This window comes from Parasphingopyxis sp., from assembly GCF_052168275.1.
Classification (GTDB): domain Bacteria; phylum Pseudomonadota; class Alphaproteobacteria; order Sphingomonadales; family Sphingomonadaceae; genus Parasphingopyxis.
The window spans coordinates 1-10,954 of record NZ_JBQLZM010000089.1 but is presented as its reverse complement, the minus strand read 5'-3'; the positions used below and the strand labels follow the sequence as shown (position 1 = coordinate 10,954).

Annotated in this window: 11 protein-coding genes and 1 tRNA gene; 5 read left to right on the top strand and 7 right to left on the bottom strand. The window is 66.0% G+C overall.

Features of this window, described 5'->3' with window-relative positions:
* The 5 genes from nadA to ACTS1X_RS08035 all read left to right on the top strand — a co-directional run.
* The coding region (nadA, locus tag ACTS1X_RS08055; protein ID WP_442613870.1) for a quinolinate synthase NadA at positions 1–410 on the top strand (410 nt) is incomplete at its 5' end.
* Entirely contained in the window at positions 403–696 is a 294-nt protein-coding gene (locus tag ACTS1X_RS08050) for a hypothetical protein (protein WP_442613869.1), read from the top strand. The genes nadA and ACTS1X_RS08050, both read left to right, overlap by 8 nt.
* Before the next feature lie 145 nt (positions 697–841).
* Positions 842–2,173 (top strand): DUF2254 domain-containing protein, encoded by a 1,332-nt coding sequence (locus ACTS1X_RS08045; protein ID WP_442613868.1) that lies wholly within the window; start codon positions 842–844, stop codon positions 2,171–2,173.
* Entirely contained in the window at positions 2,170–3,015 is an 846-nt protein-coding gene (gene nadC, locus ACTS1X_RS08040; protein WP_442613867.1) for a carboxylating nicotinate-nucleotide diphosphorylase, read from the top strand. The genes ACTS1X_RS08045 and nadC overlap by 4 nt, the downstream gene beginning before the upstream one ends.
* Before the next feature lie 116 nt (positions 3,016–3,131).
* Positions 3,132–3,827, top strand: coding sequence for a ribonuclease T2 family protein (locus ACTS1X_RS08035; RefSeq protein WP_442613871.1), 696 nt, complete (start codon positions 3,132–3,134; stop codon positions 3,825–3,827).
* Here ACTS1X_RS08035 and ACTS1X_RS08030 read toward each other — a convergent pair.
* From ACTS1X_RS08030 to ACTS1X_RS08000, 7 genes are all read right to left on the bottom strand, one after another.
* Positions 3,824–4,258, bottom strand: a complete 435-nt coding sequence (locus tag ACTS1X_RS08030; protein ID WP_442613866.1) for a DUF4112 domain-containing protein — start codon at positions 4,256–4,258, stop codon at positions 3,824–3,826. The two genes, ACTS1X_RS08035 and ACTS1X_RS08030, sit on opposite strands and share 4 nt — an antisense overlap.
* A gap of 80 nt (positions 4,259–4,338) precedes the next feature.
* Positions 4,339–5,820 (bottom strand): ABC transporter substrate-binding protein, encoded by a 1,482-nt coding sequence (locus ACTS1X_RS08025; RefSeq protein ID WP_442613865.1) that lies wholly within the window; start codon positions 5,818–5,820, stop codon positions 4,339–4,341.
* Complete coding sequence (locus ACTS1X_RS08020; protein WP_442613864.1) at positions 5,817–7,364, bottom strand: peptide ABC transporter substrate-binding protein; 1,548 nt, start codon at positions 7,362–7,364, stop codon at positions 5,817–5,819. Before ACTS1X_RS08020 ends, ACTS1X_RS08025 begins: the two co-directional genes overlap by 4 nt.
* Before the next feature lie 44 nt (positions 7,365–7,408).
* Complete coding sequence (locus ACTS1X_RS08015; protein WP_442613863.1) at positions 7,409–8,827, bottom strand: alkaline phosphatase PhoX; 1,419 nt, start codon at positions 8,825–8,827, stop codon at positions 7,409–7,411.
* A 79-nt stretch (positions 8,828–8,906) separates the two neighbouring features.
* Positions 8,907–8,993: transfer RNA gene (locus tag ACTS1X_RS08010), tRNA-Leu, on the bottom strand.
* 54 nt (positions 8,994–9,047) lie between these two features.
* Positions 9,048–9,326 carry an integration host factor subunit beta gene (locus ACTS1X_RS08005; RefSeq protein WP_176871173.1) on the bottom strand — a complete coding sequence of 93 codons (279 nt, stop codon included), beginning with the start codon at positions 9,324–9,326 and terminating at the stop codon, positions 9,048–9,050.
* A 299-nt stretch (positions 9,327–9,625) separates the two neighbouring features.
* Positions 9,626–10,954 (bottom strand): 30S ribosomal protein S1 (locus ACTS1X_RS08000; protein ID WP_442613862.1); only part of this gene is annotated, 1,329 nt, incomplete at its 5' end.

Genomic DNA, 10,954 nt, shown 5'->3' with positions numbered 1-10,954 from the left:
GCGCGCCCGTGCTCGCCCATCCCGAATGCCCGGCTGCGATCCTCGATCATGCCGATCATGTCGGTTCGACCAGCTCGATCCTGAAGGCGGCGAAAGAGACGGACAGCGATACCGTGATCGTCGCGACCGAGCCGCACATCATGCACCAGATGGAAAAGGCGCTGCCCGAGGTGACCTTCATCGGCGCGCCGGGCGCGGACGGCAACTGCAACTGCAATATCTGCCCCTATATGGCGCTCAACACGATGGAGAAGCTCTATATCGCGCTCCGCGACCTCGAACCGCGGATCGAGCTCGACGAGGAACTGCGCGTCCAGGCAAAGAAGAGCCTCGACAGGATGCTCGAGATGGCGGGCAGCACCGTCGGGCAGGGCGATGTCGGCGCGATAAACGCTGTTGAAGATGCCTGAACAATATCTGGCTGCGGGCAAAGAGTATCACGAACTGATCAATACGGACATTTTCGACCTCGACGACCAGCAGTTGAGAAAACACGTTAATGCGTTACAGGAAAAACGAGAGAAACTGGCTCGATCGGTCGTGCCGTCCGTGTCGCAGTGTGATCAAATGATCTCGCTGGCCCATGCAGAACTATCCACGCGTTCAGCCGCCAAATTGGCTCGGCGAGCGATTTGGATATCAGTTGGGTCGGTTATTCTGACCGGCATCGGCGTGTTGATTGCTGTGGCAATATGAAATTGCCGCTAGGAATGCATTAGACCCGTTTACCCTGAGCTTGTCGAAGGGCTGTTCTTTCTTGCAAGAGAAGGGCAAGGCTTCGACAAGCTCAGCCTGAGCGGAGAGTGGAGATGAAAGCCGTCAATCGTCCGATGATGCACAAATGATCGCGCGCCTCCGTTCCGTCTGGCTGAACATCAACGCCAGCTACTGGTTCTTTCCGGCGCTGTTTTCGCTCATCGCCTTCACATTGTCGTTCGTCACCGTCTATCTCGACCGCAACGGCGCGGCGGAATGGCTCGGGGAATTCTCCTGGCTCCAGCCCGCCCGCCCCGAAGGCGCGCGGACGGTCCTGACGGTGATCGCGGGCTCGATGATCGGCACCGCAGCGACCGTCTTCTCGATCACCATCGCCGCCGTCGCCTATGCCTCGGGCAATTACGGGCCCCGGCTGCTCACCAATTTCATGGAGGATCGGGGCAACCAGGTCTCGCTCGGCGTCTTCATCGCCACCTTCGTCTATGCCGTGATGGTGTTGCGGGTCGTGCGCGGCGAGGACGAGCGGGCGTCGAGCGCCGCCGATGCCGCCGCGACGAGCCTGCCGGGCTTCACGCCGCAGCTGTCGCTGCTCGTGGCGACGGCGATGGCGATCTGGGCCGTCGCCGTGCTCGTCTATTTCCTCCACCACATCCCCTCCAGCATCCGCATCAACACGGTGTTGCAGGGGATCGGCAAGCGGTTCGTCCGCGACGTGAAGACGCGCTTTCCCGAGGAAGAGGGTGGGCGCGAACCGGGGCAACAGAATGCGGGCGAGCCGGTGTCCGCGCTTGCGAACGGCTATATCAAGATCATCGATTTCGATACGCTGCAGGACATCGCCGCCGGGGCCGACGGCTGTATCGCGCTCAAGCTCCGGACCGGCGATTTCGTGCATCGCGGCGTGCCGCTCGTCGAAGTCAGCGGCACGGAACTGACCGACGATCTGGCCCGCGACATCCGCGACTGTTTCGTGACCGGGGGCATGCGCACGGCGACACAGGATCTCGAACATCTGATCGACGAGCTGGTCGAGATCGCGCTGCGGGCACTCTCGCCGGGCATCAACGACCCGTTCACCGCGATCACCGCGAGCCACTGGCTGAGCGCGGGCATGGCCGAGCTGGCGCAGCGCAATCTCGATCGCGGGCCCGAGCAGGACGGCTATGACTGGGAGCATGTCCAGCCGCTGGATGACGATTTCGAGCATTTCCTGAATCGCGGGTTCGGCGCGATCCGGGCCTCCGCGGCCGGCAACCCGATGGCCGCCGTCAAGTTTCTCGACGCGCTGTATTCGGTCGCGCTCTCCGCCAATTCCCGGCACCGCCGCGCGCTGTTGCTGCGCGAGGGCCTGCAGCTCGTCGATCAGGCGAAGGCCGTGCTGGAGGGGCCGTCGCTCGACGAACTGAACGCGCGCTTTGACAATTTCGCCGAGGCCATGGAGAAGCTCGGCACATGAGCTTCTCCCTTGACCGCTTCGACCTCGACGCTTTCATCCGGTCGACCTTCGCCGAGGATCTGGCGGAGGGCGGCGACATCACGTCGGCCGCCGTGATCCCCGAAACCGCGCGTTTCAGCGGGGTCATGGACAGCCGGGATGCGATCACCGTCGCCGGCCTACCGATCGCCGAGGCCTTTTTCCGGGCGCTGGACCCGGACGTGGAGATCGAGACGCTCGTCGCGGACGGCGACAGCGTGCCCGCCGGGACGGACCTGATGAAGCTGACCGGGCGGGCGCGGGCGATGCTGACCGCCGAACGCTCGGCGCTCAACACGGTCCAGCATCTCTCGGGCATCGCGACGATGACCCGGCACTATGTCGACGAGATCGCGGGCACCGGCGCGACCCTGCGCGACACGCGCAAGACGATCCCCGGCCTGCGGGCGCTGGAGAAATATGCGACCCGCATGGGCGGCGCGCAGAACCACCGGATGGGCCTGTGGGACGCGGCGATGATCAAGGACAATCATGTCGCGGTCGCCGGCAGTGTCGGCGAGGCCGTGCGCCGCGCGGTCGATGCGGGCATCGCGGAGATCATCGTCGAGGTCGACCGCCCCGACGAGATCGAACCGGCGCTGGAAGCCGGGGCGACGCATCTGCTGCTCGACAACATGCCGCCGGAAATGCTCCGTCGCGCGGTCAAGCAGATCGGCGGCCGCGTGCCGACCGAAGCGTCGGGAGGCGTCACCCTCGACAGCATCCAGGAGATCGCGAAGACCGGCGTCGATTTCATCTCGGTCGGACGGCTCACCCAGTCCGCGCCGGCGGCCGATATCGGTCTCGATTTCGCCGAGATATGATTGCCTTCATAAAGCCGCTTGGGCTGAGCTTGTCGAAGCCCTGTCTTTTCCTTTTCAGCTATCGAAAGAAAGAACGACCCTTCGACAGGCTCAGGGTATTCGGTTTCATCTTGTTCGTGTCCCTTCTGGCACCATCCATCCTCCACGCCCAGGCCCGCGAATGCCGGATACCCGACCGGATCGCCGCGCCGCGCGCGGTTCCGGTCCCGCCCGGCGAACGCCGGACCGCGCCGGTCACCAACTATCTGCTGGCGCTGAGCTGGTCGCCCGAATTCTGCCGGACGCGCGGCCGCGATCCCGCGCATCGCCTGCAATGCGGCGGCATCGCCGATGGCGGGGCCGGGCGCTTCGGCTTCATCCTGCACGGGCTGTGGCCGGAGACGAACGGACCGCGCTGGCCGCAATGGTGCCGCCCGGTGCCGGCGCTGTCGCGCGCCGCGGTCCGCCCGCATCTGTGCACCACGCCTTCGGTGCGGCTGATCCAGCGCGAATGGGCCAAGCATGGCAGCTGCATGACGCGCGATCCGGGCCGTTATCTGCGGGCCGGTTCGATCCTCTACCGCGCCGTCCGCTATCCCGACATGGATGCGCTCTCGCGGCGCAACCAGACGGTGCGCCAGTTCGCTCAGGCGTTCGCGGCGGCGAACCGCGGCGTCTCGCCGGACATGGTCCGCGTGCAGAGCAATGGGCGCGGCTGGCTGACCGAAGTGCGGATCTGTCTCGGCCGCGACTTCCGGCCCCGCCGCTGCCCGGCCTGGCAACGCGGCGCGCGGCCGAACGAGAGGCTGCGGATATGGAGAGGGAGAGGCTAGCGGTTGAGCTGGCCCTCGATCGTCATCGTCTCGGGATGGTGCTTGTCGAGATGCTTGCGGATGATCCGGAGATTGCGGCTGTTCGAGCGGAAGACGAAGTCGGCCGCGTCGCCGATCAGCGGCACCGCGCCGACGACAAGGTCGACGCCGATATTGCCGAACATCCGCGCAATCTTCCATTTGGGCATGCCGAGATTGCGGGCTTCCCAGACCAGCCAAGTGCCCATCGCCGCCGCGATCACGTCGCCGACCACGGGCAGCAGGCCGAGAACGAAGTCGAGGCCGAACGGACGGTTGATCAGGGGCATGGTGAAGCCGCGCTCGAGCAACGTCTCCATCGTCTCGACGCGCTGCCGGACCGAGGCCGGATCGCGGCCGATTTCGGGTATCGCATCGGCGATGCGATCCAGATGTTCCTGCTTAAGCGCCATCCATAACCCTCTCGAAATACGCGATTTACCGACACCGGAAACCGCTCGTACAGATTTCGATATAGGAAGCCGCCGGGTCGTTATCCAGAGGGCGCGATCAGCGTATCGAGCGGGTGCCGGCCGAAGCGGTTGGGCGCGAAACCGGTAATCCGCGAGGAAACAAGGGCCCAGCGGATGGGGCGGAGCAGCGGAATATAGGGCGTCAGCCGCTGCAGCTCGGTGGCCGCCTCGGCGATCCGGATCGCTCGGACGCGCTCGGACGGCGCTTCGTCGATCTCGTCCAGCAGGTCCGCATAATCGTCGCTGCACGGAAGGCCGCGATTGCAGCGGAACTGTTCGAGATACCAGGTCGCGCTGTCGGTGGCCGCCACCTGGTCGATCAACCGCAGATCGGCATCGGCCGACCAGTCGACGCGCTCGACCGGTATGCCGACGGCCGCCCAGTTGGTCCGCAGCACGGCGAAGATCGCGCGGCTGCCCGGTCCGTCGGGCAGGGCGACGCGTAGCGGTGCGATATCGCCATTGACCGCCCGCCAGTTGGCGACCGCCTGCCGCGCGAAGCTGCGCCGCAGCGCGACGGTGCTGTTCGCCCAGGGCGGTCCGACCGTGTCCGCCAGGCCTTCGCTGTCCGGCGGTACGATGGCGAGGCGCGCCTCGGCCCGGTCGCCCCCGAAATATCCGGCAAGCTGTCCGCGGTCGATCGCGAGCGACAATATCTCCCGGTTCTGCGGCGTCGCGAGAAAGCCGGTCTGCTCGACGATCGCGAGGCCGAACAGGCCTTCGACCGGATCGATCTGCAGCCGGGCCGAAGCCGGGTCGATCGCTTCGGCATAGGGCAGGGTGGTCCAGTCTCCGCCCAGCACGATATCCGCAAGACCGCGATCGAACCGCGCGACGGCAAGGGCGCCGGGCCGGAAGCGGAGTTCGACTGTCTCGTCGGGCGCGATCGGATCGGGTTCCGCGATCTCGCCGTCGATCTCCTCCGGCGGTTCGCGGCGCGGCGCGAGCAGCAGGGCGCCGTCTTCGGGCGCGTACCCGTCGGCGATGACGAACGGCCCGAGCCCCGAGCCCTCGACGAATATGGCGAGATCCGGTGCCGCCAGCAGATGGAGGAAATCGATCCGCGGACGGCGCAGATTGATCTCGACGACCTGCGGCGTGACGGCGTTGACCGCCTCGATATCGGCCAGCAGATGCGCGAGCCGGTTGCGGCTGCCGCGCCGGCCGGCATTGCGCAGCTGCTGGGCGATCTGACCGGCGGTCACCGCCGTGCCGTCCTCCCAGGTGATGTCGTTGAGCCGGAAGACATAGGTCCGTCCTTCGTCGAGCACGATCCAGCGCTGGGCGAGCGCGGGCTCGATCTGGCCTTCGCCGTCGAGCCGGACGAGACCCTGTGCGGTCGCCTCGAGCAGCAGCGCATCGGCGGGCGAGGGAAGCGCGGCCAGCGGCGCCGAAAAATCGGTCGGTTCGGCGATCAGGTCGACATGCACCGGGCCCGCATCCTCGCCATCCGCGCAGGCGGCGAACAACAGGGCGAGAATCGGAAGCGCGCGGCGGATCATGATGCGTCGGTCAGTAGCAAGGTGCGGCTCGGATGCACATTGGCCGGATTGTCGATCCAGCCCGAAACGCGCGGCGACACGAGCGAGCGGCTGACATAATAATAGATCGGCAGGATCGGCGCGTCGCGGACGAGGATGGCCTCGGCGGCGCGCATCAGCCGGGCGCGGGCGGCGGGATCCGGCTCGGCGAGCGCCGTATCGAGCGCCGCGTCGTAGTCGGCATTGGCATAGCCGGAATAGTTGATCGCGCCCGCGTCCGAGCGATGAACGGCGAGGAAATTTTCGGGCGCGGAAATGTCGCCGATCCAGCCCGAGCGGGCGAGTGTGAAATCGGCGCGGCGCAGGGCCGCGAAATGCAGCGTCGCCTCGCTGTTGAACAGCCGCGCGCGGACGCCGATCGGTTCCCACATCGCCGCCAGCGCGACCGAGATGCGTCGGTGCTCGGCGGCGCTGTTAAACCGGATGTCGAAGGACAGCGGATTGTCCGGCCCGTACCCGGCCTCGGCGAGCAGCCGTCTCGCCTCGGCGAGAAGATCCCCGCGCGCCCGGTTCGCGCCGTCGGGGCGGATCGGTTCGAGTCCCGACATGGCGGGCGGGATGATGCCCCAAGCGGGTCGGGTGCCGATCGCCAGCAGCTCCTCCGAGATCCAGCGCCGGTCGACGGCGAGGCTGAGCGCGCGCCGCACGCGGACATCGTCGAAGGGCGGCCTTCTCGTGTTGAACGCGAAATAATAGGCGCCGCGATAGGGCGCGAGGCGGGTGGCGTCCGGACGGCTGGCGCGGAGCGAAGCCAGGCGCGTCGCGGGAAACTCGCCGGCGATATCCGCGCCGCCGGCCAGGAACATCCGCATCGCCGTCAGGCTGTCGTCGACCGGTCGCCAGGCGATCCGCGCGATCGGTGCCCGGCCGCCGTGCCAGCGCGGGTTGCGCGCGAGCAGCGCCCGGTCGTTGAGCGTCCAGTCGACGAGCCGATAGGGCCCCGACGTGACGAGCGGCCGCTCGCCGGTCCAGCCATCGCCGGCGGTCGCGATGCGGTGGAGCGGCAGCGCGGCCATCGCCGGATGGGCGAGCAGTTCGAGCAAGGCCGGAAAAGGATGGGCAAGGGTGACGCGCACCTGTCCGGCCGACGGTGCTTCGACGGACTCGATCGCGTCGAACAGCGAGGCGGTCGGCGCCGCCGAGGCGGGGTTGCGGAGCCGATCGAATATCGCGGCGAAAAGCGCCGCGTCGATCGGCTCGCCGTCGGAAAATACGAGTCCCTCGCGCAGCGCGAATTCCCAGACGCGTCCGTCGCCCGATGCCGACCAGGTCTCTGCTAGTCCCGGTTCGATTCCACCATCGGCCGCATAGCGCGTCAGCCCCTCGAACTGATCGGCCGCGACGCGCAGCGAGGCGAGATCGGACACGCGGTGCGGATCGAGCGACTTGATCTCGTCATCGGCGAGCCGGACGAGCATGTCGGCGGGCGGTGTGCCAGCATCCTCCCCGCCGCACGCGGCAAGCAGGAGGGCGAACAGAATGGCTATCGCGCGCAGATCGGTCATGACCCCATTCTAGGCCAGACGGCAACGCGGGACCACGCCTTGCGTCAGGCGCGAAGCGTTTCCCAGGGACCGCGGATCGCGACCGTGATGCCGGGTTCCTGGATGTTGACGAACAGGATGCTGCCGTCGGGAGAAAAGCAGGCGCCACAAAACTCGCTGCGGTCGGGATGCAGGTTGCGCGCGAAGTCGTAGATCCGCCCGCCCGGCGTCAGGCCGCGCAGATATTGGTCACCGCGCCCGTCCTCGCACAGGATCAGGTCGCCCCAGGGCGCCACGGCCAGATTGTCGCACATGTCGAGCGTATCGGCGCCGGGCGATTCATAGATCAGGGTCAGCGTGCCGGGTGCGGCGCTTTCGCCGCCCTGTCCTTCGGCCGGGCTCGGCGAATAGCGCCAGACCTGTCCGGACCGCTGGATGCCGCCCTGGGTGCAGTTGAAAAACACGTCGCCGCCGCTGCCGTCGGGACGCCGGCCGTAATCCATGCCCTCTCCGCGATAGAATTGCGCCGCGCCGGCAGCATGGCCGCGCGCCGCCAGATCGCCGTCCGGCGCCTCGACATCGTCGAGATCGACCCAGTCGACCGCGAAGGAACGGCCAGTCTCGATCGCGCCCAGCCCGGGGCCGCCCCAGTCGCTCGGCCAGTTGCTGGTATTCGCCGATGGCCATTCGCGTATCGCGAGCGCCTGAAGCCGTCCGCCGCGATGCAGTTCGCCGGGCGTTTCCGGGAGGAACCGGTAGAAGAGCCCGGTGCTGCTGTCTTCTGTCAGATACACGATGCCCGTATCGGGATCGATCGCGACGGCCTCGTGCGCGAACCGGCCCATGGCGGTGAGCGGCACGGGCGGGATCACCCCGGTGGCCGACGACGGGGTTTCGAAGACGAAGCCGTGATAACGCTGCGCTTCTTCGGGCGGTCGGCGCATGGACTCCTCGCAGGTGAGCCAGGACCCCCAGGGCGTTGCCCCGCCGGCACAATTCGCCGCCGTCCCGGTCAGCACGAGATAATCCTCGACCAGCGCCCCGGCGCGCATGTCATAGACGACCTTCGTCACCCCGCCGAAAAACGGACTGCCATCGGGTTTGAGGCCGTAGAGCATTCCATCGCCGAGCCGGGACAGCAGTTCGTTATTCTCGCCGAACGGGCTCCCATGCTCGGTATCGGGCCAGTTCTCGTGGTTGCGCATGAGGATGCAACGATCGGCGTTGGCCGGATCGGCGAAGCAGGCCATCCCGTCGGGCCGCCCGGGCCGGAAAAAGCCGTCCACCATCGTCCCGCCGGTTTCCGAGACGACCGAATAGGTGAAGCCTTCGGGCAGCGCGAGCAGCGCGCCGGCATTTCCGACAAGGCCAATCGGGCGTCCCGATGCCGCGATGGCAGAGAACCCGCCACCCAGCGCGGTCGCCGAGTAGAAGAGGCCGGCGGCCTGTCCGTATCGGAGGAAAGTGCGTCGGGAGAGTGTCATGGGCGCTGTCCATTTTTCCGCGGGATCGAAAGGGCGGAGACTAGCGCGAAAATGTGACAGTGAAAATCTGCGGGTAAAATGGTGCGGACGGCGGGACTCGAACCCGCACTCCCTTGCGGGAAGCAGATTTTAAGTCTGCAGCGTCTACCGGTTTCGCCACGTCCGCACGGGCAAGGGGTGGCCGAACTGCCCCGGCGTTACAAGCGCAAAAGATCGGGCCTCAGACGTTGAGGCGTTCGCGCATTTCCTTGCCCGGCTTGAAATAGGGCACGCGTTTGGCCGGAACGTTGACCGATTCCCCGGTGCGCGGGTTGCGGCCCACGCGCGCCTTGCGCTCGCGCGTCGAGAAGGCGCCGAAGCCCCTCAGTTCGACCCGTCCCCCCTTGGCCAGCTGCTCGGTTATGGAATCGAAAAAGCAGTTGACCAGGCGCTCGACATCCTTGGTCGACAGTTCCGGATTGTCAGCCGCGATCTTCTGAACAAGTTCGGATCGAATCATGAAGGCATTCCCCCAAAGGCCAATTGTTGCGACACCTAACCCGTGGCCGGAGCCACATCGGCAGAGGCTGGTATCGTTTCGATACTCTCGACCGCCGCGTCCTCGGTAATGTTCCGGATTCGTAACTTTTTCAACCCGAACCCGGCGGATTTGCGGTAGTTTGCCGAATATTCAGGCAATTGCGTCGCATTTTGAGACGGATTTATGAAAAAAGAACCCGCGATCGCGGATCGCACCGGATGCGATCGCGCGAGTCGCGGGTTCCTTTTATTGCCGAGCCGACGCAGCCGGCCGAGGGGTTATTGGCCGTCTTTGGCGTCTCCGTCGTCGCTCTTCTGCTTGAGCGCTTCGCCGAGAATGTCGCCAAGGCTCGCGCCGGAGTCGGTCGAACCATATTGCTTGACGGCCTGCTTCTCCTCGGCGACCTGCAGCGCCTTGATCGAGAAGTTCGGCTTCTTCGAGCGATCGAAACCGACGACCATCGCGTCGAACTTCTGGCCGACCTGGAAACGGTCGGGACGCTGTTCGTCGCGGTCCCGGCCGAGATCGGCACGCTTGACGAAGCCGGTCGGGCCATCGTCGCCCACCTGAACGTCGAGCCCGCCGTCGCGAACGTCGAGCACCGTAACCGTCGAAATCTTGCCCTTGCGCAGATCGCCGGTGTCGGTGGAGGCGCCGCCGCGTTCGAGCTGCTTCATGCCGAGGCTGATGCGTTCCTTCTCGGGATCGACATCGAGCACGACCGCCTTGACGGTCTCGCCCTTGTGATGAAGCTCGAGCGCTTCCTCGCCCGAAACGCCCCAGCTGATGTCCGACATGTGGACCATGCCGTCGACATCGCCGTCGAGCCCGATGAACAGGCCGAACTCGGTGGCGTTCTTGACTTCGCCCTCGACCTCGGCGCCGACCGGGAAGCGTTCGGCGAAGCTGTCCCACGGATTGTCCTGGGCCTGTTTGAGACCGAGGCTGATCCGGCGCTTCTCTTCGTCGACCTCGAGCACCACGACTTCGACCTGTTCGCTGGTCGAAACGATCTTGCCCGGATGGACGTTCTTCTTGGTCCAGCTCATCTCGGAGACATGGACCAGGCCTTCGATGCCCGATTCCAGTTCGACGAACGCGCCATATTCGGTGATGTTCGTGACCCGCCCGGTAAAGCGTGCGTCGACCGGATATTTGGCCGAAGCGCCTTCCCACGGATCGGTTTCGAGCTGCTTCATGCCGAGGCTGATGCGCTGCGTCTCGCGGTTGATGCGGACGATCTGCACGGTGACCTTGTCGCCGATGTTCACCATTTCCGACGGATGGTTGATCCGCTTATAGCTCATGTCGGTGACATGGAGCAGGCCGTCGATGCCGCCGAGATCGACGAACGCGCCGTAATCGGTGATGTTCTTGACGACGCCTTCGATCACCTGGCCCTCGGTAAGGCTCTGGATCAGGTCGCTGCGCTGTTCGGCGCGCGTTTCCTCGAGAACGGCGCGGCGCGACACGACGATATTGCCGCGGCGGCGATCCATCTTGAGGATCTGGAAGGGCTGGGGAATGTCCATCAGCGGGGTGACGTCGCGCACGGGACGGATATCGACCTGGCTACCCGGAAGGAAGGCCACGGCGCCGCCCAGATC

Bases quoted from the DNA above. Each gene is read 5' to 3' on its own strand.
- ACTS1X_RS08050 (WP_442613869.1), top strand. From the start codon at position 403: ATGCCTGAACAATATCTGGCTGCGGGCAAAGAGTATCACGAACTGATC.
- ACTS1X_RS08045 (WP_442613868.1), top strand. From the start codon at position 842: ATGATCGCGCGCCTCCGTTCCGTCTGGCTGAACATCAACGCCAGCTAC.
- nadC (WP_442613867.1), top strand. From the start codon at position 2,170: ATGAGCTTCTCCCTTGACCGCTTCGACCTCGACGCTTTCATCCGGTCG.
- ACTS1X_RS08030 (WP_442613866.1), bottom strand. From the start codon at position 4,258: ATGGCGCTTAAGCAGGAACATCTGGATCGCATCGCCGATGCGATACCC.
- ACTS1X_RS08025 (WP_442613865.1), bottom strand. From the start codon at position 5,820: ATGATCCGCCGCGCGCTTCCGATTCTCGCCCTGTTGTTCGCCGCCTGC.
- ACTS1X_RS08020 (WP_442613864.1), bottom strand. From the start codon at position 7,364: ATGACCGATCTGCGCGCGATAGCCATTCTGTTCGCCCTCCTGCTTGCC.
- ACTS1X_RS08015 (WP_442613863.1), bottom strand. From the start codon at position 8,827: ATGACACTCTCCCGACGCACTTTCCTCCGATACGGACAGGCCGCCGGC.
- ACTS1X_RS08005 (WP_176871173.1), bottom strand. From the start codon at position 9,326: ATGATTCGATCCGAACTTGTTCAGAAGATCGCGGCTGACAATCCGGAA.